Raw genomic sequence first — 23485 nt, forward strand, 5'->3', positions numbered from 1 at the left:
TGCCCCGAGAAAGGTCTCAGAACAGAAAGTAGCGTTGCGCCATAGGAAGAACTGTCGCTGGCTCGCAGGTCAAGAGTTCGCCATCCGCCCGCACTTCATAAGTCTCCGGGTCAACCTCGATTTGCGGCGTGGCGGCATTGTGCACCATCGCGGCCTTGCCGATGCCGCTCCGCGTGTTCTTGACCGGCAGGAGTTGCTTTTCCACCCCGAGCTTGTTCCGCAGCCCGTCGTCGTGGGCAGCTTGAGACACGAAAACCACCGAAGAGCGCGTGAGGAGCTTGCCGAAGGAAGCAAACATGGGCCGATAGTGCATGGGCTGCGGCGTCGGAATGGAGGCGTTCGGATCGCCCATAGGTGCCGCAGCGATAGAGCCTCCAAGGAGGATCATTTCGGGCTTCACCCCAAAGAAAGCGGGGTGCCACAGCACCAGGTCGGCGCGCTTGCCAACTTTGATCGAGCCGATGTGCTGGCTCATGCCATGGGCGATGGCTGGGTTGATCGTGTACTTCGCAATATACCGCTTCACGCGGAAGTTGTCGTTCTCACCGGTTTCCTCCGGCAGGCGACCGCGCTGCCGCTTCATCTTGTCTGCTGTCTGCCAGGTGCGGATGATTACCTCACCAACTCGACCCATGGCCTGGCTGTCCGACGCGATAACCGAAAAGGCGCCCATGTCGTGGAGGATGTCTTCGGCCGCAATGGTCTCCTTGCGGATACGGCTCTCGGCGAAAGCCACGTCCTCGGGAATCGATGGATCGAGGTGGTGGCAGACCATCAGCATGTCGAGATGTTCGGCGATGGTGTTGACCGTATAGGGCCGGGTCGGGTTGGTGGAGGAGGGAATCACATTGGGGAACCCCACGGCCTTGATGATGTCGGGTGCGTGCCCGCCGCCAGCCCCTTCGGTGTGATAGGCATGGATGGTGCGGCCCTTGAGCGCTGCGATAGTGTCTTCCACAAAGCCGCTCTCATTGAGCGTGTCGGTGTGGATCATCACCTGGACGTCGTAGTCGTCGGCCACCGCAAGGCAGTTGTCGATTGCGGCCGGGGTGGTGCCCCAATCCTCGTGCAGCTTCATGCAGGCGGCGCCGGCTAGGATCATTTCCGCCAGCGGTGCCGGCAGCGAGGCATTGCCTTTTCCAGCTAAAGCCAGGTTCATGGGAAAGGCATCAAAGCTCTCGATCATGCGCTGGATATGCCAGGCCCCGGTGCAGGTGGTCGCAAGTGTCCCATGCGCCGGTCCTGACCCACCGCCCAACATCGTCGTAATGCCGCTCATCAGCGCTTCCTCGATCTGCTGGGGAGCGATGAAGTGGATATGGGCGTCCATACCGCCCGCGGTCAGAATGCGGCCTTCGCCGGCAATGGCCTCGGTCGAGGGGCCGATGATGATGTCGACGCCCGGTTGCGTATCGGGATTGCCCGCCTTGCCGATGGCTGCGATCACCCCGTCCTTCAAGCCGATATCGGCTTTGTAAATGCCGGTGACGTCGACAACGAGGGCGTTGGTGATAACGGTATCCACGGCACCTTCCGCACGGGTACGTTGGGATTGACCCATGCCGTCCCGGATCACCTTGCCGCCGCCGAACTTCACCTCCTCGCCATAGGTGGTGAAATCCTTTTCAACTTCGATGAAGAGCTCGGTATCCGCCAGACGGACCTTGTCGCCCGTGGTGGGGCCATACATGTCGGCATAGGTGGCGCGGGGAATGCGAGCGGGCATTGGTGGCTCCGGCTAGTTGGCCCGGTTGGGCGATTGCGCGTGTTGGCGATAGTTGGCGACGGTCTTGTCGATCACCGCATCGAGCAGTCGCTCTCCCTCCCGGATATCCGGGTCGGTCTGCGTGCGAGCGACGAGTGACATGGCCAGTGCCTGGATGGCGTAGGCAGCTTTCTGCTTGCCTTCGGCGGCATAGCTGTTGCCCTCGGTGCGGCATTGCTCGATCAGCCGGTCATAGTCTGCTTGGGAGAGAGCCTGCTTGAGTTCGGTCCAGCTGGCTTTCTGGCCCATGTCACAGATGCGGGCTGCACCGGCGCCCAGCAGGAACATGGCCTCACCATCCTCAACACCGTCCTGGTGGAGATCGGCTAGCACGCTCGCGAAGCGGGTTTTGAACTGTTCTTCTTTGGTGGTCATGGCTTGATCCGGGGATAATGGGGTGCCGCCCGTTTATCCCACACCCTAGAGCTTGCCCATGATCTTCTGGCGAAAGCCGAAGACGGTTCTGTCTCCACCCATCGGGATCAGCCGCACTTCGCGGGTTTGCCCCGGCTCAAACCGAACGGCGGTGCCCGAAGCAATGTCGAGGCGCATGCCACGGGCCTGCTCGCGGTCGAAGCGCAAGCCCTCATTGGTCTCAAAGAAGTGGTAATGCGAACCCACCTGAATGGGGCGGTCGCCGGAATTGGCCACTTCAATGGTGACTTGCGGCAGATCGCGATTGAGCTCGATCTCTCCCGACTGGGTGATGACTTCACCTGGGATCATCCCCGTTCTCCTTCAGCGGATCGGTTGGTGGACGGTCACCAGCTTGGTGCCGTCGGGAAAAGTGGCTTCCACCTGCACATCGTGGATCATCTCGGCGATGCCCTCCATCACCTGAGTTCTGTTCACCACATGAGCGCCCGCTTCCATCAGTTCTGCTACCGGCCGGCCGTCACGGGCCCCCTCGACCACGAAGTCAGTAATGAGAGCTATGGCTTCAGGGTGGTTGAGTTTGACGCCTCGCTCGAGGCGTTTGCGCGCCACCATCGCGGCCATGGCAATGAGCAGTTTGTCTTTTTCTCGCGGGGTGAGGTTCATCGCAATCGTCCTATAGATGCCAAAGGCGCGGCAATGTGCCGGCGCCAGAGAGTTCGTACAGAATTGGGACGATGCGGCGGCGGAGCGCAAGCCCACTCTGCGCCAAAACCCTAACCACAAGCCGCTCGCCCATGGCGCTCGCACCGATCGATCCATCATCGGCCATCAAGTTGCGGACCCGCTCCAGTCGTCCGACTACGCGCTCGGCGTCCGCCGCAACGTGCACAATCGTGGCCAGGGCGCGGTTCCCCGCGAGCAGCGATATCCCGTTGCGCTCGGCCGGTGCGCCGCTCAACTGTGTCGCTTCCGCATGGAGCAAGCGGCCGTTGCGGCGAATGCGCCAATTGTCCCGCAAGCGGGCATCGCGTGCTTCTTCCCCCATGGCGTCCCGTCCCAGCAAGATCGCCTCCACCGCTGTGACACTTGCTTCCGGCGCCAGATCTATCTCGATGCTACGCTGCAAGGCACTCGACTGGAACAGGATTGTCTCCTGCGGCAGCCAATCGAGATGGGCGCCTTCCCCCACGTGCAGTTTGGTCCGCACCTGTGCCGCCCCGCCAATGGAACGGTAAATGCGCTCACAGGCCTGGGTGGTGATCACGGCCCGTCCCGCTGGCGCGATCTCTGCCGACCATTGGAGGTCGTCGCCCCCCGTTAGGCCGCCTGCGGTGTTGATCAGCACGGCTTCGAGCGCATCGGAATGCGTGTTGGGCAGCCTGATCTTGGCGCAGCCGTCCTGATAAAGCTGTTTCAGATGTGTTTGACCATTCCGCTGCTTCGTGGCTAAGCGTGCCACACCGCGGGCGCGCTGCATCGCACTTGCCTGCGGCTGCACAATCGCTTCCAATAGCTTCGCCCCTGCGTTCAGACCATCAGGTGACGACGCACATCCGGCCGGTCGAGATCGCTCGCCGGCCCGGTGTGCTGGATCTCACCGCGGTCCATCACATAGATGTCGTCGGCGATCTCGCGACAAAAGTCGAGGAATTGCTCGACCAGGAGAATGGTCATGCCCTTCTCGTCGCGAAGGAACTGCAATGCGCGGCCAATATCCTTGATGATGGAGGGCTGGATGCCCTCGGTCGGCTCGTCCAGCACCAACACCTTGGGCCGCGTGACCAGCGCCCGACCAATGGCCAATTGCTGCTGTTGCCCCCCAGAAAGGTCGCCACCGCGCCGTCCCAGCATGGATTTGAGCACCGGAAAGAGCTCGAAGATATAGCTTGGTACGTTCCGGTCCGAGCGCTTGAGCCCGGCATAACCGGTTTCGAGGTTTTCCTTGACCGTGAGCAGGGGGAAGATCTCGCGGCCTTGCGGCACATAGCCGATGCCCATGCGCGCCCGCTTATAGGGCGGCGTGCGGCGCAGCATCGTCTCGCCCAGGGTGATGTCGCCTGCAGTAACGGCGTTGATGCCGGTTATAGCGCGCAGCGTGGAGGACTTGCCCACCCCGTTCCGCCCCAGCACGGCGGTGATGCGGTTGGGTTGGCACTCGATGGATACGCGGCGCAGGGCCTGAGCGGCACCATAGTGCAGATCGATCGCGTCGATGGAGAGGGCGGTCATGCTAGCGTCCCAGATAGCGTTCGATGACGATAGGGTTAGCGCTGACCTGCTCAAGGGAGCCCTCCGCCAATACTGCCCCTTCCGCCAGGCAGGTGACGCGGGAGCCAAGGTCGCGAACAAAGCTCATGTCGTGTTCAACAACGACGACAGAGCGCGTCTTGGCGATTTCCTTGAGCAGTTTGGCCGTTTCTATGGTCTCGCTATCGGTCATGCCGGCCACTGGTTCGTCGACCAAGAGGAGCTTTGGATCCTGCGCCAGCAGCATGCCAATTTCGAGCCACTGCTTCTGGCCATGACTGAGATCGGCGGCGAGATCATCCTTGCGGCCAAGGAGGCGCACGGTCTCGAGTATCTCGGTGATGCGGTCTATATCGCCCTGGCTGGCGGTGTAGAACAGTGTCTGAAAGATGCTGCGCGGCTTCTTGAGCGCCATCTCCAGATTGTCCCAAACCGTGTGGCTCTCGAACACTGTCGGCTTCTGGAATTTTCGGCCGATGCCCAAATTGGCGATGGTGGCCTCGTCGAGCTTGGTGAGGTCCGTCCGGCCGTCGAACAGAACGTCTCCACTGTCGGGCCGGGTCTTGCCGGTGATGATGTCCATCATGGTTGTTTTGCCGGCCCCATTCGGGCCGATAATGGCGAGCATTTCCGCCGGCCGGACGATCACCGAGAGATTGTTGATCGCCTTGAAGCCGTCGAAGGCCACCGACACGCCATCGAGATAGAGCATGGTATCGTTTGCCGAGCTCATCTTTTACTCCGCTGGCTTGGGTTGAGCATGGTCGGGACCGAACGTGGTCGGTTCCACCCCGCGCTCGGCAGCACGGGACTGCGCCGGCGAAAGTTCCGGCGGCTGGTGATCGGTGGTCTCGCGTTTCGTCGTCAACTTGCGGTATTGCCCCAGCAGACCAACGATGCCCTTGGGCATGAAGAGGGTCACGAACACGAAGAGGGCACCCAGCGCGAAGAGCCACAGATCGGGTAGGGCGCTGGTGAAATAGGACTTGCCCAGGTTGACGAGGATGGCGCCGATGATCGGCCCCACAATCGTGCCGCGCCCGCCGACAGCGGTCCAGATGACCACCTCGATGGAGTTGCTTGGCTCAAACTCGCTGGGATTGATGATGCCCACCTGCGGCACATAGAGCGCCCCCGCAATACCCGCCATCACGGCCGAGACCACAAAAGCGAACAGCTTCACATATTCCACGCGATAGCCGATGAACCGGGTGCGGCTCTCGGCGTCGCGCACGGCAATCATCACCTTGCCCAGCTTGGAATTGACGATCATCGAACACACCAGAACCGAGAGCGCCAGGGCGATTGCCGTGGCGGCAAAAAGCGCCGAGCGGGTAGTTTGCGCCTGGAGGGGCTGGCCGAGGATTTCCTTGAAGTCGGTCAGGCCATTATTGCCGCCGAACCCCATGTCGTTGCGGAAGAACGCCAGGAGGAGCGCGAAGGTCATCGCCTGGGTGATGATGGAGAGGTAAACCCCGGTGACGCGGCTGCGGAAGGCGAGGAAGCCGAAGATGAAAGCCAAGAGCCCGGGCACCAGCACCACCATGGCGCAGGCGAACCAGAACTGGTCGAATCCCAGCCAGTACCAGGGCAGTTCCTGATAGTTCAGGAACACCATGAAGTCAGGCAGCACGGGATTGCCATAGACGCCGCGGTTGCCGATCTGGCGCATCAGATACATGCCCATGGCATAGCCCCCAAGGGCGAAAAAGGCGCCGTGCCCGAGCGAAAGGATGCCGCAATATCCCCAGACCAGGTCCAGGGCCAGCGCCAGAATGGCGTAGCTCAGATACTTGCCCATTAGCGACACCAGATAGGTCGGCACGTGCCCGAACTGCCCCGGTGGAATGAGCAGGTTGGCAAGCGGCACCAACAGCGCCACGGCGAGAAAAATGCCGACGAGCCAGCTTGCCTTCTTGTCGAGGGCGCGGAAGAGGGCCTGCGTGATCATGGGCGTGCTCCCGGGTTCTCTCGACTCATGCTTCCACCGCCCGGCCCCTGAGCGCGAACAGACCGCGCGGCCGGCGCTGGATGAAGAGGATGATGAGGACGAGGATCAGGATCTTGCCGAGTACCGCGCCTGCATAGGGCTCGAGGAATTTGTTGGCGATACCCAGCGTCATGGCACCGATCAGCGTGCCCCAAAGATTGCCGACACCGCCGAACACCACCACCATGAAGCTGTCGATGATGTAAGCCTGGCCGAGATTGGGCGAGACATTGTCGATCTGGGTCAACGCCACACCGGCAAGGCCAGCAACGCCCGAGCCCAGTCCGAAGGTCATGGCATCGACAAAGGGGGTCCTGATCCCCATGGCCGAGGCCATGCGGCGGTTCTGCGTAACGGCGCGCATCTGCAGGCCAAGCGGGGTGCGGTTGAGCACGACCAGAAGCAGCGCAAAGACCGTGAGGGCAAACACAACGATCCAGAGGCGATTATTAGTAATGGCAAGACCGTAGAAATCGAAGGTACCGGACATCCAGCTTGGGGCAATGACCATCTGGTTGGTGGGCCCGAAGATCGTCCGCACCGTCTGCTGTAAGATCAGTGACAGGCCCCAGGTGGCCAGCAGCGTTTCGAGCGGCCGTCCATAAAGCCAACGGATGATGCCGCGTTCGATGGCAATCCCGACAAGGCCTGTGAACAGGAATGCTGCAGGCAGGGCGATCGCGAGAGAATAGTCGAGGAGCCCGGGGAACGAGGTGCGGATCACGCTTTGGACCATAAAGGTTGTGTAGGCGCCCAGCATCACCATCTCGCCATGCGCCATGTTGATGACGCCCATCACGCCAAAGGTAATCGCCAGCCCAATGGCGGCGAGCAGCAGGACCGATCCCAGGGACAGGCCGAACCAGACGTTCTGCAGCGCGGCCCAAATAGCGCGCTCCTGTTCGAGCCCGGCTATGGCCGACTGCAGGGCTGGCTGGAGTTCTTCCGGCACAGTGCTACGGGCAGCGCTTAGAATGGTGATGGCGTTGCGCCCGCCATTTTGCACCACCACGGGAATGGCTGTCTGCTTGTCCTCCAAGCTCGCTTCTGCGCTGGCAAGGATCGTGACCGCGTGCGCTGTCCGCATGGTTCTGAGCACATCGGCGTTGGTCTCGGCCGTGATAGCCTCATCGAGCAGCGGCAGGTTCGCGGGATCTGGATTGGCCTGCAGGGACTGCGCCGCACTCAGGCGGGTCCGGGGATTGTCGCTCATCAACGTCATGAAGCTGAGCGCCGAACCGATATCGCGGCGGAGGCTGTTGTTGACCCGAATGCGGGAGAGGTCGGCGCCAGCAGGCGCTTCCACTTCCTCTCCGCTCAGCGGCTCGAGCAGGGCACTGCCACGCTGAATGTAAACGCCGCCACCCACTTCGTCATAATAGAGATCGCCCGCGGCGAGGGCCTGCAAGGTCGGAACGATCGCCGGATCGCCCGTGGCGGCAAGATCGGCGACGATTTCCTCGAGTTCGCGCAGCTTGGCCTCGCCCATGGCGGCGATCCGCGAGGGTATGTCGGCGCTGGTCTGTTGTGCCGTAGCGGCGGTCGTCAGCGCAAGGATCAGCAGCAGAAAGCGAGCGGCGCGGAGCAGGAGCATGGGGGATAGCCTCGTCGTCGAAGAGCAGGGGCGGCAAACCGCCCCTGCGAGGATGGTCTACGCCTACTCGGCCGCAGCCGTGCCGCCGCAGGTTTCCGTCTCGGTGTTGTAGTTGCCGCAGTTGATCGGGGCGGTCCAATCAGCCTCCAGCATGGCGCTCTCGGGCAGGAAGTCCGACCAGGCGTCACCGGGCACCAGATCCTCGGTTTCCCACACGACGAAGAACTGCCCGTCGTCCTGGATTTCGCCGATCAGCACGGGCTTGGTGATGTGGTGGTTGGGGAGCATCTCGGCGGTACCGCCGGTCAGGTTCGGCGTTTCAAGGCCGACGATGGCATCGATGACGGCGTCCGTCTCAGTGGTGCCGGCTTCTTCCACCGCCTTCACCCACAGGTTGAAGCCGATATAGTGGGCTTCCATTGGGTCGTTAATGACGCGATCGGTGGAGCCGATATAGTCCTGCCAAGCGGCGATGAACTCTTCGTTTTCTGGCGTTTCGACGCTCATGAAGTAGTTCCAGGCAGCCAAATGGCCCACCAGCGGCGTGGTGTCAAAACCGGAGAGCTCTTCTTCACCCACCGAGAAAGCGACGACAGGAATGTCCTCGGCGGCAATGCCCTGGTTGGCCAGTTCACGGTAGAAGGGCACGTTGGCGTCACCGTTGATGGTGGAGACCACGGCAGTCTTCTTGCCTTCTGAGCCAAAGGCGCTGATGTCAGAAACGATCGTCTGCCAGTCGGAATGACCGAACGGCGTATAGTTGATCATGATGTCTTCGGAGGCCACGCCCTTATCCATGAGGTACTGCTCAAGGATTTTGTTGGTGGTCTGCGGATAGACATAGTCGGTGCCGGCCAACACCCAGCGCTCTACGCCTTCCTCGTTCATAAGGTAGTCGACGGCGGGGATCGCCTGCTGGTTGGGAGAGGCGCCCGTATAGAAGACATTGCGCTGCGATTCTTCGCCTTCGTACTGCACAGGATAAAAGAGCAGGCTGTTGAGTTCTTCGAAGACCGGCAGGACCGACTTGCGGCATACAGACGTCCAGCAGCCGAAGACGACATCGACGTCGTCCACTTCGATCAGCTGGCGAGCAAGTTCGGCGGCCAACGGCCAGTCCGAGGCGATGTCCACCACCACCGGTTCGAGTTGCCGGCCGAGCACGCCGCCGGCTTCGTTCTGCTGTTCGATCAGGAACAGCATGGTGTCCTTAAGGGTAGTTTCCGAGATCGCCATCGTACCCGACAGCGAGTGGAGGATGCCGACCTTGATCGGACCTTCATCCTGCGCGATCGCCGGTACGGCTACCGCTGTGGTCGCCAGTGTTACGCCAAGCCCCAGTCCCGCAATCATGCGGTTTAACACTGTCATGTTTTCCTCCGACAGTTGTGTGGTTGCACCGTCGAGGAATTTGCAAGGGTCGTGCCAGCCCACGGGGGCGGAGGCTAAGGTATTGAATCCGAGGAAAAGAAGCCGGCGATCGGCCGTGAACTTTCATGCTAGGCGAGGCCGCATGGAGGCAGTGCGCCTATTTTCCGCCCAGATGAAACATGACCTGATTATTTGTTGAGCAATTTAGCCGTTGCGCCGTGCCTGTGAGCTGCGCAGTTACCTCCTTCGCTGGCGCATCCGGCGCCCGAGGCCGTTCTGATCACAGATGAAATTGCGCGGAACTCAAGTGTGGTCGTGCCGTTAATCGACGGACCGGGCAACACGAAAACCTCCCCTGCACCGGACAAGTTTTGGCGTTCGTCTCCTCCCCGGACGCCAATCGATCGGTGGACTGCCGCAGAGGCTGACGCTCCTTTGTGGTGTCTCCGGTGGGGGCGCGAAACTTCGGTTTCGCGCCCTTTTTCTTTTGCTAGCTGGCGAGTGCCAGTTCGGGCGCGACATAGTCGTAGCCCTGCACCTTGGCGACGGGCTCGCAGGTGACCTTGCCATCCCAAACGTTGAGGCCAGCGCGCAAATGCGGGTCGGCCTTGAGCGCCTCCTTCCAACCCTTGCTCGCCAGTCGCGTGACATGGGGCAGGGTGGCATTGTTGAGGGCGTAGGTAGAGGTGCGCGCGACACCACCGGGCATGTTGGCAACGCAATAGTGCACGATGCCATCTATCACGAAGGTGGGTTCGGCATGCGTGGTAGGGTGGGAGGTCTCGAAACATCCGCCCTGGTCGATGGCGACATCGACGAGCACCGCACCCGTCTTCATGGTCGACAGCATTTCGCGCGTTACCAGCTTGGGCGCCGATGCACCCGGTATCAACACTGCCCCGATGACGAGATCGGCGTTGGCGATTTGCTCGGCGATGGCCGCCTTGTTGGAGTAAAGCACGCGCGCCCGGGCGCCGAAGTGGCTGGAAAGGCGCTCCAGGGCCATTGGGCTTTTGTCGAAAATGGTGACGTCGGCCTGGAGACCGACGGCATTCTCCGCCGCATGAAAACCGACCACACCGCCCCCCAGGATGACAACTTTGGCCGGTTGCACGCCGGGAACGCCGCCGAGCAACACGCCGCGGCCGCCATGCGCCTTCTCCAATGCGGTGGCGCCGGCCTGGATCGACATGCGGCCGGCAACCTGGCTCATGGGCTTGAGCAGCGGGAGGGCGCCGCTGCTATCCGTCACGGTTTCATAGGCAATGGCCGTGGCGCCGGAACTAACCAACTCACGGGTCTGATCAGGATCGGGCGCCAAGTGTAGATAGGTAAACAGTAATTGCCCCCGTTGCAGCATTGCACGTTCAATTGCCTGGGGCTCCTTGACCTTGACGATCATTTCGGCGCTCTCAAAAACCGCCTGCGCATCGGGGGCGATCTCGGCGCCGGCGGCGCGATAGTCCTCGTCGCTGTCGCCAATCCCGGCGCCAGCCTGGGTTTCGATCAGAACCTGATGTCCCAGATGGGTCAGCTCTGCCACGCTCTCGGGTGTCAGGCCGACCCGATATTCATGGTTTTTGATTTCTTTGGGCACCCCAATTCGCATTCTCGTCTCCCGTGCTGCTTAAGCAGACAGCAGAGCAAGGCTGTGGCGAAATGTCCTTGCAAACTGCGCGCAAAACTGTCCCACTTCTGGAAATAGTTCGAAGGTTGGGCTAGCACGCGCAATGGAATTGCAGATCGATGCCATAGACCGGAAGCTCTTGCGTGCGCTCCAGGAGGATAGCCGCCGCAGCGTGCAGGATTTGGGCGAGCTCGTCGGTCTATCGGCATCCGCCTGCCATCGCCGTCTTAAGGGGCTGGAAGACCGAGGGTTGGTGGAAGGCTATAGGGCCGTGCTCAACGCCAAGCGGCTGGGCTATGCCATGCAGTTTTTTATCGAAGTGGGGCTCAACAGCCAGAGCGAAACCGCGCTGGAGGCGTTCGAGTCAGCGGTGCGCGATATTCCGGAGGTGCTCGAGTGCCATTTGATGGCCGGGCAATCGGACTATATCCTGCGCATCGTCTGTCGGGACCATGAAGATTTCGAGCGCGTGCACCGGCGGCTAAGTGCCCGCCTACCGGGCGTGGCGCGCATCCATTCCAACATGAGCATCCGCACCGTAAAGGCGCGGATGGGTCTGCCGATCTAGCAGGAAAGCCCCGGCATAAGGCCGGGGCTGAAAAGAAGTTATTCGACGGCAGCGCCGGCTTCCACGACGGCGCAGGCGATCCGGTCGCCCGAATTGCCGGAAGGATCGGTCATCTGGTCGTCCTCGCCGGCATGCAGAACAATAGCCGTGCCGTCCTCGTCAAAGAGATAGCCTTCCTCACCCTCGGTTAGGGATACCAACTCGCTGGTGAGATCGATCTCCACCGTGCCATCCTCGGCAGCCGTCACGTTGGGCAAGTCACCCACATGCGGGCCATCTTCGCTCTCCAGCCCGTGGTCCATGTCCGTTGGGTTGAAGTGTGAGCCGGCGGATTCAAAATTGCCCGAGGCATCACAGTCGCCTGTCTGGTGAAAGTGGATGCCATGCGGGCCGGCCGGGGTGACATCACGCAGACCACCTGCAATGGTGACGCCGCTCTCGCCGGGCGTCAGTGTCACGGAACCGATTTCATTGCCGTCCGTGTCGGTGAAAACCGCGAGCGCGGAATTGCCGCCCTTGGCGTCCGGGCTGCTGGCAGTGGTGGTGTCCTGCGCAGCTGCAGGCAGGCTAAGTGCCAGGGCGAATGCGGAGGTCAATAGAAGTGTCTTATGCATGGGAATGGTCCTTTCGTTGTTGCGAAGCGACGCTCCCTTGCCAACGAATGCCGGCCGCACCTGTTCCCGCATATTGTTCCCCCATTTCGCGCCATTGGGTGCCAAACGGCGCCACAGTCCGTTGCTATTTCAGTGCCGCTCGTTCTCACAGCGCAGCCAGCAATAGCCGAGAGGCGGCAGCTTAATCGGCTCATCGGCCGGAATAATCGCCATGGGCTTGTTGCCGATCAGCATGGGCAAGAAGCGACTGATGCCCTCAAGCTCCAACCGCACCTGCTTGTCCTTTTCGGAGAAATTATGCAGCGTCACGACGGTATCCCCTCGCCAGTCACAGCGGAGCACCAGCAATTCGTCATCGCCCACGTCGATAATACTGGCTTCGCCCCAGCCAATCTCAGGCGCACTCCGGCGCGTTGCGATCATCTCACTGATGACCTTGAGCAGGGATTCTGGATGGCGGACCTGCTCGGAAACATTGACCTCCTTGTAGCCGAACGGCCCCTTCTCCCTGACCGGCCGAACCAGTTGCTTGGCGTCAGCCGTGGAGAAGCCGCCGTTCTGGTCATCGCTCCACTGCATGGGCGTCCGCACCGCCGCCCGTTCCTTGAGGGACAGGTCTTCCGACATGCCGATCTCCTCGCCATACCAAAGCATGCAGGTCCCCGGCAGCGCGAATAGGAGGGAATAGGCGAGCCGCAGCCGGTCTTGGTCGCCCTCGAACATGCCTGCCAGGCGCCGGCGCAGACCGCGGTCGTAGATCTGCATATTGGGCTTGGGACCGAACGCTTCGAAGCACTCCTGCCGCTCCTCGATGGTCAGGCGTTCGAGGCTCAACTCATCGTGGCTGCGTAGGAAATTGGTCCATTGGGCTGTTCCGCCGGGCTTTGGTCGGTGCTCCAGGGCACGGCGAACTGGCGCTGCAGTGCGGCGCGCAAAGCCGAGCATGACGTGCTGGTTGAGCGGGAAGTCGAAGATCATGCTCATCCGGTCGCCGCCATCGAAGAACTCGTCGGACTGGTCATAGGGAATGTTCGCCTCGGCGAGCAGCACCGCTCCGGCGCGTCTCCAGGCTAGGAAGTCGTGCATCTCGCTCAGGAAATCGTGGGGGTTAGAGTGGCTTTCCTTCTTGATGCCCTTCTGCTCGATGAGGAACGGTACCGCATCGACGCGGAACCCATAGACCCCCAGCGCGAGCCAGAACCCCATGATCCTGAGGATCTCCTCGCGCACTTGCGGATTGGCGATATTGAGGTCCGCCTGATGGTCGTAGAAGCGGTGGAGGTACCAGGCCTTGGCAGCCTTGTCATAGGACCAGATGGCTTCCTGAACCCCCGGAAAAATGATCCCTTCGTGGATGTTCTCCGGCTTGTCCTCGCTCCAGACGTACCAGTCGCGGTAGTGCGATTTAGGGTCTGAACGAGCCGCCTGGAACCAGGGGTGATCGATAGAGGTGTGATTGACCACGAGATCGACGATCACGCGCATCCCCCGGTCTTCGGCCGCCTGCATGAACTCCACGAAATCGCCCAGCGAGCCGTAGCGCGGGTCGACATTGTAGTAATCGGTGATGTCGTAGCCGTTGTCGCGGTTGGGCGATGGATAGAACGGATTCAGCCAGATGCAGGTGACGCCAAGCCGCTCAAGATGATCCAGCCGATGCGCGAGACCGGCAAAATCGCCGACCCCATCGTCATTGCCGTCCATGAAGGTCTCGACGTCCACGCAATAGATGACGGCATTCTTGTACCAGAGGTTGGGCATTCCCGCTCCTTTCCCGTTCCGCGATCTACGCAACGGGAGCAGGCCAAACCCGTTCCGGATTAGGTGCTTAGCGGGTAGGCAACATAGGCAAGCCGCGCACTGTCGGGAGCCCAGCTATTGACGTTGATGGTGCCCTGGCCACCAAAGAAGCTGACCAGCTCGCGCTGATCGTCGCCGTCTGGAGTCATCAGCCGCAACTTGACCTCCTTGTCCGCTGGATGCCCGATCGTCCCAGCCGGATAGCTAAGGAACACCACGTGCTGCCCGTCGGGGGAGACATGCGGAAACCAGTTCACGCAGGCGTCGAAGGTCAACTGCTCTAGCCCACTGCCGTCGCCCGAATGCATGCGGAAGATCTGCGCATGGCCCGGCTGGCTCGCGGCCAGCTCGGAGTTGAAATAGATCCACCGGCCGTCGGGCGAATATTCCGGACCGTCATTGGGAACTGACATATGGGTCAGTTGCAGGTCGGGCCCGCCGGCAGAGGGGATGGTGAAGACGTTGACGCGCCGCTCCGGCCCCTTCTTTTCGACCGCCACATAGGAAAGGGTGCGCCCGTCAGGCGAGATCCCATGCAGGTAGTAGTGAAAGGGGGTGCTGTGTTCGTTCGAAACGCGTCGGGGGGCACCCCCGCTGAAAGGCACCGCATAGATGTGACCATCATCGGAGCTGACATAGATAGTGCTGCCGTCGGGCGAGATCACGTGGTCATTGTTGAGGTCGATCAGTCGGCCGGCATCGATCTGCTCGGGCCCGGCACTCGCGTCGGTTGGCATGCGATAGATGCAGCCGCCGGCATTGAACACCAGCCATTTGCCATCGGGTGACCAATTGGGTGCCTCGATAGCGGCATTCACGGTCAGCAGCACCTCTTTATTGCCTTGGAGGTCGATCACGGTCAGTTCGGATCGCTGCCCGGCGGCCAGCGTGCGGCCGCGGCGTGGGAACGCAAAGGTCATGGTATGCCCCTAAGTCGGTTCTTGAGCGGGGAAGGTAACCTACTCAGCCACTGCTCGCCACCCCCGTTGCTCCTCGCGGGCGCTTGCCCTACATACGGGACCAATTTCCAGGATCGCTAAGAGGTCAGCAAGCCTATGGCTCGCCAGTTCATCTATCACATGCACGGAATGTCCAAATCCTATGCCGGCGGCAAGAAGGTGTTGGACAACATCCATCTCAGTTTCTACCCCGATGCCAAGATCGGCGTGCTAGGCCCCAATGGCTCGGGCAAGTCGACCCTGCTCAAGATCATGGCCGGTATCGAGACCGAGTTCCAGGGGGAAGCCTGGGCGGACAAGGGTGCCAAGGTGGGCTACCTGGCGCAGGAGCCTGAACTGGACCCGGCGCTGAACGTGCTGGGCAACGTGATGATGGGCGTGAAGGAAAAGAAGGCCATCGTCGATCGCTACAACGAACTGATGATGGACTATTCGGACGAGACCGCAGACGAGGCCACCGCGCTGCAGGACAAGATCGACGCCGAAAACCTGTGGGATCTCGAAAGCCAGGTGGAAGTAGCCATGGAGGCGCTAGGCTGCCCGCCCGGCGATGCCGATGTGACCAAGCTGTCGGGTGGTGAACGCCGCCGCGTGGCGCTGTGCGCTCTGCTGCTCTCCAAGCCGGACCTGCTGCTGCTGGACGAGCCCACCAACCATCTCGATGCCGAGACCACCGCGTGGCTCGAGCGCCACTTGCGTGAATTTGCTGGGGCCGTGCTGATCATCACCCATGATCGCTATTTCCTCGACAACGTAACAGGTTGGATCCTCGAACTCGATCGCGGCCGTGGCGTCGCCTATGAAGGTAATTACTCGGCCTATCTGGGTGCCAAGGCCAAGCGGTTTGCCCAGGAAAAAAGCGAAGATGCCGCGCGTGCCAAGGTGCTGGAACGCGAACGCGAATGGATGGGCCAGAGCCCGCAGGCGCGTCAATCCAAGTCCAAGGCCCGCATCAAGGCTTATGACGACCTGGTCAAGCTCAACGATGCCCGCACGCAGTCGAGCACGGCCCAAATCATCATCCCGGCTGGCGAGCGGCTGGGCGACAAAGTCATCGACGTGGAGGGGCTGAGCAAGTCATTTGGCGATCGGCTGCTGATCGACAATCTCACCTTCAGGCTGCCGCCCGGCGGCATTGTTGGCATCATCGGCCCCAACGGCGCAGGCAAGACCACCCTGTTCAAGATGTTGACTGGCCAGGAAAAGCCCGATGCCGGTACGGTGACCGTGGCCGACAACGTGCACCTGGGATATGTCGACCAGAGCCGCGACAGCCTCAACCCCAACAAGACGGTGTGGGAGGAAATCTCGGAAGGCGACGAGGTGCTGATGCTGGGCAAGCGCGAGGTTAATTCGCGTGCCTATACGTCCTCGTTCAACTTCAAGGGCGGCGACCAGCAGCAGAAAGTTGGCAATCTCTCGGGTGGGCAGCGCAATCGCGTGCACCTGGCCAAAATGCTCAAAAGTGGTGCCAATGTGCTGCTGCTCGACGAGCCGACCAATGATCTCGACACTGAAACCCTCGCAGCGCTGGAAGAAGCACTCGAGGAGTTCGCCGGTTGCGCCGTCATCATCAGCCACGATCGCATGTTCCTCGACCGTCTAGCCACCCACATGCTCGCATTCGAGGGCAACAGCCACGTGGAATGGTTCGAAGGCAATTTCGCCGATTACGAGGCCGATAAGGTCCGGCGCTTGGGTGCCGATGCTGTCAATCCAAAACGCGCGACATACAAGCCACTGACGCGCTAGACTGATGGGGCGGGCCAAGCGCCCGCCCTTTTGCTGTGGGGGCAGAATTGAGAGTTCTAGGAGCGGTCCTGTGTTGGGCCGTGATGACGACAATCGCGCTTGCCCAGCCCGGCCGATGTTATGTCGAGGGCTATGACTGGTTCGATTGTGACATTGCCGCCGACGGTGGCGGCATCACTTTCGACTTGCCCGATGGCAAGACCTTCGCCCTGGCCATCTACGAACCAGAGTTGGGGCAAGGCTTCCTGACTGATCCCGAGAGTGATCGTATCCTGCCCAATGATTTGGGTGAATTCCGGCAGGTCGAGGCTGGCCCGGCATGCTGGAGGGGCGAGCGCGAGATCGAGTTGTTCTGCGCTCTGGTGAAAAGAACACTATGAGCAGTGCAGAAATGGTCGGGGAAACATTCGAACTCGAAATCGGCGGTGCCGTTCTGGCGGGTACCGAGCTTGGCGAGGGCCTCCCCGTAATCTTCCTGCATGCTGGCGTTTGCGACACGCGGATGTGGCAGCGCCAGATGGAGGTCGTGGCAGAGGCGGGTTGGCATGCCATCGCCTATGATCGGCGCGGCTACGGTGAGACCGACAGCGCCGACGAACCTTTCAGCCATCTTGAAGACCTCGAAGGGCTACTCGAGGCCCTCGAAATCCATGCCGCAGTATTTGTTGGCTGCTCGTTGGGGGGCGGTCTCGCCATCGATTTCGCGCTGCGCAATCCAGGGCAGGTGATCGGCCTTGTTCTCATCGGGACGTCGGTCACCGGCTCCCCTTGGAGTGCCACGGAAGCCGAATCTCAGATCGAAGCTGCCGAGGAGGACGCTTATGAACGCGGCGACCTCGACATGCTCAACAGGGTTCAGGCGCATGAGTGGCTCGATGGCCCCCGCGCTCAGAGCGGGCGCGTGAGCGGCGCCGCGCGCGAACTTTTCCTCGACATGAACGCCAAAGCCCTGAGCAAGCCGGCACTAAATCATCAGGAAAATCCGCCCCCCGCTTGGGATCGCGTGGGCGAGATCGGCGCGCCAACACTGCTCATGGTTGGGGACCAGGATTTTACCGCCCTTGTGGATCGGCACGAACACCTCTCCGAGGAGATGCCGAACGCCTTCGCGGCGGTGCTGGAGGGCGTCGCCCACATCCCCAGCATCGAACGCCCGGAATTGGTCAATTCGCTGCTGCTGCAGTTCCTCGATGCGATCGAAGGTGGGGAGAGCGAGGAGGAGCCACTCTCCTCATGAGGAAGGTGAACGCGCTTACGGCCCGATTCAAACCTTAGCCGCGCCAGATTTGCCAGAGCGGCTAAGGCATTGATTTGTAAGCTCAGACTACACGGCAATGATGCCGTCGATGTGCTGGTTGAGCTGCGGCGTCGGGATATTGGTGAGATCCTTGTTGATCTCGGCGATCACCAGCTTCTTCACCTGCGGCGATATGGACTTGCGGATGTCGCCCAGAGCAATCGGGGCGGCGGCGATTACCAGGCGATCGAAAGCACCGCCATGTGCCTTTTTCTCTAGCATCTGCACGATGGATTTCACGAACTCGGCCTCGCGGTGATCCACCGGCTGCGTCCGTGGCGCTGAGGACGTGTCGACCTCCGTTGTCGAGGTGCGGGGCGTCTGGTCGCTGTCGAGCTCGAGGGCACCCAGGTCGCGGTTGGAAAACTCGAGCCCTTCCACCTGATGCAGCCCCTTGCCGGGTCCGGTGTTCTCGAGAATGCGCGCCCGTGCGCCGTCGGCGACCAAAACCCAGGTAACCGTCTTTTTCATGGATCTGCTCCTCAGCATAAGATGTCTTCAGTGGCGGTCCGCAGCCGCCATCGGAGACCAACGCAATCCGACCCAAAAGGTTGGATCACCTCATCACCCAACCCACGATCATCGATCACAAAGCTTGATTGGCAGGCACTTGCTTCCCCTGCTAGGGGAAGCAACGGCGTCCCCGTGGACGCGGAGCATCCCCATGGCCATCTCCCACCCCTCCGACGCACCTGAAGCACCCGTCTTGCCGGTCGGCCCTCCCGCCGCCGATATGCGCAACGGGGTCATCGCCGCGCTCTTGGCCTATTTCTCCTGGGGCTTTCTGCCCCTGTTGTTCCGCGAACTCGAAAGCGCCGGTTCGGTGCTGATCGTGGCGGAGCGCACCGCCTGGTCGCTGGTGCTACTGGCGGGGATACTCCTCGTCACGCGAAAGTTCGGTGAACTCAAGGTCTTGTTCACCGACAAACGCCGAGCCGGAGGCGTCCTGCTTTCGGCGGTGCTACTGGCGGGCAACTGGCTGCTCTATGTGTGGGCCGTTGAGTCGGGCCAGGTGCTCGAGGCGAGCTTTGGCTACTTCATCAATCCCCTGGTCAACGTTGCCATGGGCATGATCCTTCTGGGCGAACGGCAGAACCGCTGGCAAACTGTCGCGATTGCTCTGGCAAGTGTCGCCATCGTCATCCAGGGCGTGGGCCTGGGCAGTTTCCCCTTCATCGCGGTCGGTCTGGCTCTGTCCTTTGGGTTCTACGGCTATTTCCGCAAGACAGCCTCGCTCGGCCCGGTGTCCGGCCTCTTTGCCGAGGCCTTGATGCTGGCCCCGGCGGCGCTGTCCTACATCGCCTTCAACATCGCCACCGTCGGGCCCGGCGTTCATACCGACCCGTACCTCATGACCATGCTGGTGCTGACCGGCCCGGCCACGGCGCTGCCGCTCCTGCTGTTCGTCTATGCGGTGCGGCGGTTGCGCCTCACCACCATGGGCATGTTCCAGTATATCGCCCCGTCCATCCAGTTCTTGGTGGCTATCATCCTCTTTGGCGAACACCTCAACGGCTTGCGACTCTTGAGCTTTGCGCTGATCTGGCTGTCGCTGGCGATATTTAGCTATGACAGCTTCGCGCGGCGCCGGCGCACTCTCGCTGCCGCTTAGCGGGCGTTCTCCGGCTGGCGGGCTTCCCGGATCACCTGGGCAATCTGGCTGAAAGTGGCTCTAAAGGGCGTGGCCTCGCGCCAGACTAACGACAACATGCGCCCCGCACCGGGCGAGGCGAGGGGGTGAATGGCGATCCGCGGATCGGTCGCTTCCTTGCGCAGTGCAATCTGCGGCAACAGGGTCACGCCCTGCCCATTGGCGACAAACTCCACGATGGTGGAGAGCGAGGTTGCGGCAAAGGTCCTTGAGCCTGGATCGTTGTCCAACCTGCAGGCGGCGATGGTCTGGTCGCGAAAGCAGTGCCCTTCATCCAGAAGAAGAATACGCTCGGGTGCCACCGCGGCCAGGGAGATCGGTCCCTCCGAGGGTTCATGCTGGCTGGTCGCGAGCACGAATGCATCTTTAAACAATGGCTCGCAGGTGAGCCGGGGTCCGGCATCGGGCGGTTCGGTGCCGATCAAGGCCAGGTCGAGACTGCCATCCACCAGCCCGCCAACCAGTGCTTCGGTGCGGTTCTCACTGACGGTGAACTCAAGCTCGGGCAGGCCGCGGGTGAGCGCCGGAAAAATCTCGGGCAGGAGATAGGGCGCGACCGTCGGAATAAGCCCAAACCGGATCGGCCGGTCGGGTCGGCTCGCACGCGATCGGGCGAGGGCCGTCAGCGCATCGGCACTGTCGAGCACCTGCCTCGCCCGCAAGACAAACTCGGCGCCGAAGGGAGTTGGCCGCACGCCCGTCTTGAGGCGATCGAACAAGGGCGTGCCACAGAATTCCTCGATGAGCTGGATCTGTTGGCTGAGGGCCGGCTGGCTCACATTGCACAATCGGGCAGCGCGGCCGAAATGCCCCGCTTCTGCCACGGCAATGGCATATCGCATCTGCTTCAGCGAAAGGCTCACGATAGGATCCGCTTATCGAGGGTAGAAGATCAATCGATTTGCCGTATCGCGCGGATTGCTAGAGAACAAGCGTCTCAGTTTAGAACTGATCAAATTCTGGCTGCTCGCAGCGGCCACAGCGAGGGAGACGGAAATGGCAGATAGGCCAAGACTCACAACCACGGCGGGCGCGCCGGTCGCCGACAACAACAATGCCAAGACGGTTGGGCGGCACGGTCCCGTGCTGCTCGAGGATTACCAGCTCATCGAAAAGCTGGCCCACCAGAATCGCGAGCGCATTCCCGAGCGCGTCGTGCATGCCAAAGGCTGGGGCGCCTATGGCACGTTCACCGTGACCGAAGACATCACCCGCTACACCCGAGCAGCCATCTTCTCTCAAGTCGGCAAGCAGACCGAAATGCTGGCGCGTTTCTCCACTGTTGCCGGTGAGCAGGGCGCGGCCGATGCCGAGCGTGACGTCCGCGGCTTTTCTCTCAAATTCTATACTGAAGAGGGCAATTGGGACATCGTGGGCAATAACACCCCGGTATTCTTTGTCGCCGATCCCTACAAGTTTCCCGACTTCATTCACACGCAGAAGCGCCATCCGCGCACCAATATGCGGTCGGCCACGGCCATGTGGGATTTCTGGTCGCTTTGCCCTGAATCCCTCCACCAGGTCACCATCCTGATGTCGGATCGCGGTATCCCCACCGCACCGATGTTCATGAACGGCTATGGCAGCCATACCTTCTCGTTCTGGAACAGCAATGACGAGCGGTTCTGGGTCAAGTTCCACTTCAAGACCAAGCAGGGCCACCGTCACTTCACCAACCGGGAAGCCGAGCAGGTCATCGCCAAGTCGCGCGAAAGCTACCAGGAAGAGCTCTATTCGACGATCGAGCGTGGCGAGTACCCCAAGTGGGATCTGTTCGTTCAGATCATGCCCGAAGGCGAAGAGGGAGATTTCGAGCAGAAAACCGGCTGGAGCGCGTTCGACCTCACCAAGGTCTGGCCGCACGGTATGTATCCGCTGATCAAGGTCGGCGAGATGGAGCTGAACAAGAATCCGGACAACTACTTCGTCCATATCGAGCAGTCCGCGTTCAACCCGTCCAATGTGGTGCCGGGTATCGGCTTCTCACCCGACCGGATGCTGCAGGGGCGCCTGTTCTCCTATCCGGACGCGCACCGCTACCGCATCGGCACGCACTACGACGCGCTTGAGCCTAACAAGCCGCGTTGCCCAGTCTTCCATTACCATCAGGGCGGCGAGATGCCGTTCGGTCTGCGCACCAATCCGGACGCCTACTACGAGCCCAACAGCTTCAACGGTCCGGTGGAAGATCCAAGCGTCAAGGAGCCGCCGCACCGCTATGCGGGCGAGGTCAATCGCTACGACTACCGCGCCGAGGCCGACCACTTCAGCCAGCCAAAGGCGCTGTTCAACCTCTTCGACGATGCCCAGAAGGAGCGGCTGTTCCACAACATCGCCGAGGCCATGAACGGCATTCCCCAGTTCATCGAGGATCGGCAGCTGGCGCTGTTTGACCAGGTGGAACCTGCCTATGGCGCCGGCGTGCGCCAGGCACTGGCAAAGGTGAAAAGCGAAAGCGACTCCGAAAAGCAGACCAGCATCAGTACCAGCCACAGCGCCAGCGCTGCGGAGTAATCGACTATTTGATCGGCATGCAGGCGCGACCCTCCGCGCCTGCATTTTTGTTCCTATGTCGGGATGTGGACAATTTGAAATAAAATACTGGGCACGAGTAAAGCGCCCGCAAGTGATCCTACCCCCATGCTGATGGTCCGTAACCGCAGAAGCGAGGACAGGACGATGAGCGAACTAGAACAGGGTCAGCGGGCGTTCTCCAGCTTCCGCGTGCTCAACGGCGACGACGATCACGCCGAACGTGAGCAACTTTTCCGCAACATGGCGCAGCTGTTCAGCTTCGTCTCGGACCGCTGCGACGATGAGCAGGTCGCGCAGTATGACGAGGTCCTCTGCCAATTGGCCGAGATGGTGGAGGTCCAGGCCCGCGTCCATGTCGCCAAGCTTCTGGCCCCGCTGGAACGCGCTCCGGGCACCGTGGTGGTCAAGCTGGCCAATGACGACATCGAAGTCGCGCGGCCCCTGCTTGAGTTCTCTACCGTGCTCTCGGACGACGACCTGATCGATATCATTGGCCGGCAGGGCGAAGAGCATCGGATCGCCATTGCAGGACGCGACAGCGTTCCCGAGCGAGTCGGCAGTGCCATCGTCGAGCATGGTGAGGGCGCTTCCGTCGTCCGCCTCGTCCGCAACAACAATGCCGAATTCGACAAAGCCACGCTCGAAAAGCTAGTCAAGCGCGCCACTCAGGACGCCGAGATCGCAGCCGATCTCCGCAACCGTCCGGACATTGATTGGAGCTCCCTGCGGGGCGAGATCGACAGCGCTGCCAACAAGGTGCTCGAATCCCTCAGTGGTGTCAGCAAGAGCCTCGATCCAGTCGCCGCTGGCAAGGTCAACGCTGTGGTCTACAACCGCATGCGCAACCGGGCAGGTTTCTCGGCCAATGAATGGAAGGTCGCCTACAACCAGGTCAAGGCGCTGTACGATCGTAAGCAGCTCAACGACCGGGCACTGGCTCGCTTTGCGCGCTTCGGCTATGGCCACCATGCCGGCGCTGCTCTGAGTGTTATGCTGCGTGTCGCCCCCGAAGTGTTCGTCAAATGGTTGGCTGCTCAGGACTATGTGGCGATCACCGTCGCACTGCGCGCCGCAGGCATTTCCGCGGACCTCTACGAGGCGATATTCGCGACGCTTCCCTGGCGCGATCTGCCGTCCGAAGCCGATAAAACAATGGTCCGCTCGCGTTTCGAGGCCATCGAGAGCGAAGAGGCGATTGGTATTTTCGAGCTGTGGCGGGCACACTCCTTTCGCAAGCGCGCCGGTGCAGAGGAACGTGCGCAGTTCGTGGCTTGAGGCCCGAACAAGGCACTAGACCAAAGCTAGATCGGGATATAAAGACATCTTTATATCTCGTG

General features: G+C 61.2%; 23 protein-coding genes. 7 read left to right on the forward strand and 16 right to left on the reverse strand.

Annotated elements, in window-relative coordinates; genetic code table 11:
• Positions 1 to 16: 16 nt before the first annotated feature.
• From ureC to ald, 11 genes are all read right to left on the reverse strand, one after another.
• Entirely contained in the window at positions 17 to 1726 is a 1710-nt protein-coding gene (gene ureC, locus QOV41_RS06890; protein ID WP_284580399.1) for an urease subunit alpha, read from the reverse strand.
• 12 nt (positions 1727 to 1738) lie between these two features.
• On the reverse strand, positions 1739 to 2140 hold the full coding sequence (locus tag QOV41_RS06895; protein WP_284580400.1) for a hypothetical protein: 402 nt from the start codon (positions 2138 to 2140) through the stop codon (positions 1739 to 1741).
• Between the two features lie 45 nt (positions 2141 to 2185).
• A complete protein-coding gene (locus tag QOV41_RS06900; protein WP_284580401.1) occupies positions 2186 to 2491 on the reverse strand; it encodes an urease subunit beta in 306 nt (101 codons plus the stop codon).
• A gap of 12 nt (positions 2492 to 2503) precedes the next feature.
• The gene (locus QOV41_RS06905) at positions 2504 to 2806 is read right to left on the reverse strand and encodes an urease subunit gamma (RefSeq protein WP_284580402.1); all 303 of its coding nucleotides are present in this window, start codon (positions 2804 to 2806) and stop codon (positions 2504 to 2506) included.
• A 10-nt stretch (positions 2807 to 2816) separates the two neighbouring features.
• Positions 2817 to 3620, reverse strand: a complete 804-nt coding sequence (locus tag QOV41_RS06910; RefSeq protein ID WP_284580403.1) for an urease accessory protein UreD — start codon at positions 3618 to 3620, stop codon at positions 2817 to 2819.
• Positions 3621 to 3670: 50 nt separating this feature from the next.
• Entirely contained in the window at positions 3671 to 4372 is a 702-nt protein-coding gene (gene urtE, locus QOV41_RS06915) for an urea ABC transporter ATP-binding subunit UrtE (RefSeq protein WP_284580404.1), read from the reverse strand.
• A gap of 1 nt (position 4373) precedes the next feature.
• Positions 4374 to 5123, reverse strand: a complete 750-nt coding sequence (gene urtD, locus QOV41_RS06920; RefSeq protein ID WP_284580405.1) for an urea ABC transporter ATP-binding protein UrtD — start codon at positions 5121 to 5123, stop codon at positions 4374 to 4376.
• A gap of 3 nt (positions 5124 to 5126) precedes the next feature.
• The gene (gene urtC / locus QOV41_RS06925; protein ID WP_284580406.1) at positions 5127 to 6341 is read right to left on the reverse strand and encodes an urea ABC transporter permease subunit UrtC; all 1215 of its coding nucleotides are present in this window, start codon (positions 6339 to 6341) and stop codon (positions 5127 to 5129) included.
• A 25-nt stretch (positions 6342 to 6366) separates the two neighbouring features.
• Positions 6367 to 7974 carry an urea ABC transporter permease subunit UrtB gene (gene urtB / locus QOV41_RS06930; protein WP_284580408.1) on the reverse strand — a complete coding sequence of 536 codons (1608 nt, stop codon included), beginning with the start codon at positions 7972 to 7974 and terminating at the stop codon, positions 6367 to 6369.
• 63 nt (positions 7975 to 8037) lie between these two features.
• A complete protein-coding gene (gene urtA, locus QOV41_RS06935) occupies positions 8038 to 9345 on the reverse strand; it encodes an urea ABC transporter substrate-binding protein (RefSeq protein WP_284580409.1) in 1308 nt (435 codons plus the stop codon).
• Positions 9346 to 9835: 490 nt separating this feature from the next.
• On the reverse strand, positions 9836 to 10954 hold the full coding sequence (gene ald / locus QOV41_RS06940) for an alanine dehydrogenase (RefSeq protein WP_284580410.1): 1119 nt from the start codon (positions 10952 to 10954) through the stop codon (positions 9836 to 9838).
• Positions 10955 to 11075: 121 nt separating this feature from the next.
• Here ald and QOV41_RS06945 point away from each other — a divergent pair, with 121 nt between their 5' ends.
• Positions 11076 to 11540: an Lrp/AsnC family transcriptional regulator gene (locus QOV41_RS06945; RefSeq protein ID WP_284580412.1), complete on the forward strand. Its 465-nt coding sequence runs from the start codon at positions 11076 to 11078 to the stop codon at positions 11538 to 11540.
• Positions 11541 to 11578: 38 nt separating this feature from the next.
• Here the strand turns inward: QOV41_RS06945 and QOV41_RS06950 are convergent, their stop codons facing one another.
• From QOV41_RS06950 to QOV41_RS06960, 3 genes are all read right to left on the reverse strand, one after another.
• Positions 11579 to 12154 (reverse strand): superoxide dismutase family protein, encoded by a 576-nt coding sequence (locus tag QOV41_RS06950; RefSeq protein WP_284580413.1) that lies wholly within the window; start codon positions 12152 to 12154, stop codon positions 11579 to 11581.
• A 129-nt stretch (positions 12155 to 12283) separates the two neighbouring features.
• On the reverse strand, positions 12284 to 13915 hold the full coding sequence (locus tag QOV41_RS06955; RefSeq protein WP_284580414.1) for an alpha-amylase family protein: 1632 nt from the start codon (positions 13913 to 13915) through the stop codon (positions 12284 to 12286).
• 59 nt (positions 13916 to 13974) lie between these two features.
• Positions 13975 to 14874: a TolB family protein gene (locus QOV41_RS06960; RefSeq protein ID WP_284580415.1), complete on the reverse strand. Its 900-nt coding sequence runs from the start codon at positions 14872 to 14874 to the stop codon at positions 13975 to 13977.
• A 135-nt stretch (positions 14875 to 15009) separates the two neighbouring features.
• Between QOV41_RS06960 and ettA the strand changes: the two genes are divergently transcribed.
• The 3 genes from ettA (at position 15010) to QOV41_RS06975 (ending at position 17902) form a co-directional block, all read left to right on the forward strand.
• Entirely contained in the window at positions 15010 to 16665 is a 1656-nt protein-coding gene (ettA, locus tag QOV41_RS06965; RefSeq protein WP_284580416.1) for an energy-dependent translational throttle protein EttA, read from the forward strand.
• Positions 16666 to 16745: 80 nt separating this feature from the next.
• Complete coding sequence (locus QOV41_RS06970; protein WP_284580417.1) at positions 16746 to 17045, forward strand: hypothetical protein; 300 nt, start codon at positions 16746 to 16748, stop codon at positions 17043 to 17045.
• On the forward strand, positions 17042 to 17902 hold the full coding sequence (locus QOV41_RS06975) for an alpha/beta fold hydrolase (RefSeq protein WP_284580418.1): 861 nt from the start codon (positions 17042 to 17044) through the stop codon (positions 17900 to 17902). Before QOV41_RS06970 ends, QOV41_RS06975 begins: the two co-directional genes overlap by 4 nt.
• Positions 17903 to 17989: 87 nt before the next feature.
• On the opposite strand, the gene QOV41_RS06980 is transcribed toward QOV41_RS06975, so the two are convergent.
• Positions 17990 to 18433, reverse strand: a complete 444-nt coding sequence (locus tag QOV41_RS06980; protein ID WP_284580419.1) for a host attachment protein — start codon at positions 18431 to 18433, stop codon at positions 17990 to 17992.
• 193 nt (positions 18434 to 18626) lie between these two features.
• Between QOV41_RS06980 and rarD the strand changes: the two genes are divergently transcribed.
• Positions 18627 to 19574 (forward strand): EamA family transporter RarD, encoded by a 948-nt coding sequence (gene rarD, locus QOV41_RS06985; RefSeq protein ID WP_284580420.1) that lies wholly within the window; start codon positions 18627 to 18629, stop codon positions 19572 to 19574.
• Here the strand turns inward: rarD and QOV41_RS06990 are convergent.
• Positions 19571 to 20476, reverse strand: coding sequence for a hydrogen peroxide-inducible genes activator (locus tag QOV41_RS06990; protein WP_284580421.1), 906 nt, complete (start codon positions 20474 to 20476; stop codon positions 19571 to 19573). The two genes, rarD and QOV41_RS06990, sit on opposite strands and share 4 nt — an antisense overlap.
• Positions 20477 to 20609: 133 nt before the next feature.
• Between QOV41_RS06990 and QOV41_RS06995 the strand changes: the two genes are divergently transcribed.
• Together QOV41_RS06995 and QOV41_RS07000 are read left to right on the forward strand one after the other, a co-directional pair.
• On the forward strand, positions 20610 to 22127 hold the full coding sequence (locus QOV41_RS06995; RefSeq protein WP_284580422.1) for a catalase: 1518 nt from the start codon (positions 20610 to 20612) through the stop codon (positions 22125 to 22127).
• A gap of 165 nt (positions 22128 to 22292) precedes the next feature.
• Positions 22293 to 23423 carry a DUF2336 domain-containing protein gene (locus tag QOV41_RS07000; RefSeq protein ID WP_284580423.1) on the forward strand — a complete coding sequence of 377 codons (1131 nt, stop codon included), beginning with the start codon at positions 22293 to 22295 and terminating at the stop codon, positions 23421 to 23423.
• Positions 23424 to 23485: the final 62 nt, after the last annotated feature.

It is taken from the genome of Devosia sp. RR2S18, from assembly GCF_030177755.1.
GTDB classification, from domain to species: Bacteria; Pseudomonadota; Alphaproteobacteria; order Rhizobiales; family Devosiaceae; genus Devosia; species Devosia rhizosphaerae.

Bases quoted from the DNA above. Each gene is read 5' to 3' on its own strand.
- ureC (WP_284580399.1), bottom strand. From the start codon at position 1,726: ATGCCCGCTCGCATTCCCCGCGCCACCTATGCCGACATGTATGGCCCC.
- QOV41_RS06895 (WP_284580400.1), bottom strand. From the start codon at position 2,140: ATGACCACCAAAGAAGAACAGTTCAAAACCCGCTTCGCGAGCGTGCTA.
- QOV41_RS06900 (WP_284580401.1), bottom strand. From the start codon at position 2,491: ATGATCCCAGGTGAAGTCATCACCCAGTCGGGAGAGATCGAGCTCAAT.
- QOV41_RS06905 (WP_284580402.1), bottom strand. From the start codon at position 2,806: ATGAACCTCACCCCGCGAGAAAAAGACAAACTGCTCATTGCCATGGCC.
- QOV41_RS06910 (WP_284580403.1), bottom strand. From the start codon at position 3,620: ATGCAGCGCGCCCGCGGTGTGGCACGCTTAGCCACGAAGCAGCGGAAT.
- urtE (WP_284580404.1), bottom strand. From the start codon at position 4,372: ATGACCGCCCTCTCCATCGACGCGATCGATCTGCACTATGGTGCCGCT.
- urtD (WP_284580405.1), bottom strand. From the start codon at position 5,123: ATGAGCTCGGCAAACGATACCATGCTCTATCTCGATGGCGTGTCGGTG.
- urtC (WP_284580406.1), bottom strand. From the start codon at position 6,341: ATGATCACGCAGGCCCTCTTCCGCGCCCTCGACAAGAAGGCAAGCTGG.
- urtB (WP_284580408.1), bottom strand. From the start codon at position 7,974: ATGCTCCTGCTCCGCGCCGCTCGCTTTCTGCTGCTGATCCTTGCGCTG.
- urtA (WP_284580409.1), bottom strand. From the start codon at position 9,345: ATGACAGTGTTAAACCGCATGATTGCGGGACTGGGGCTTGGCGTAACA.
- ald (WP_284580410.1), bottom strand. From the start codon at position 10,954: ATGCGAATTGGGGTGCCCAAAGAAATCAAAAACCATGAATATCGGGTC.
- QOV41_RS06945 (WP_284580412.1), top strand. From the start codon at position 11,076: ATGGAATTGCAGATCGATGCCATAGACCGGAAGCTCTTGCGTGCGCTC.
- QOV41_RS06950 (WP_284580413.1), bottom strand. From the start codon at position 12,154: ATGCATAAGACACTTCTATTGACCTCCGCATTCGCCCTGGCACTTAGC.
- QOV41_RS06955 (WP_284580414.1), bottom strand. From the start codon at position 13,915: ATGCCCAACCTCTGGTACAAGAATGCCGTCATCTATTGCGTGGACGTC.
- QOV41_RS06960 (WP_284580415.1), bottom strand. From the start codon at position 14,874: ATGACCTTTGCGTTCCCACGCCGCGGCCGCACGCTGGCCGCCGGGCAG.
- ettA (WP_284580416.1), top strand. From the start codon at position 15,010: ATGGCTCGCCAGTTCATCTATCACATGCACGGAATGTCCAAATCCTAT.
- QOV41_RS06975 (WP_284580418.1), top strand. From the start codon at position 17,042: ATGAGCAGTGCAGAAATGGTCGGGGAAACATTCGAACTCGAAATCGGC.
- QOV41_RS06980 (WP_284580419.1), bottom strand. From the start codon at position 18,433: ATGAAAAAGACGGTTACCTGGGTTTTGGTCGCCGACGGCGCACGGGCG.
- rarD (WP_284580420.1), top strand. From the start codon at position 18,627: ATGGCCATCTCCCACCCCTCCGACGCACCTGAAGCACCCGTCTTGCCG.
- QOV41_RS06995 (WP_284580422.1), top strand. From the start codon at position 20,610: ATGGCAGATAGGCCAAGACTCACAACCACGGCGGGCGCGCCGGTCGCC.
- QOV41_RS07000 (WP_284580423.1), top strand. From the start codon at position 22,293: ATGAGCGAACTAGAACAGGGTCAGCGGGCGTTCTCCAGCTTCCGCGTG.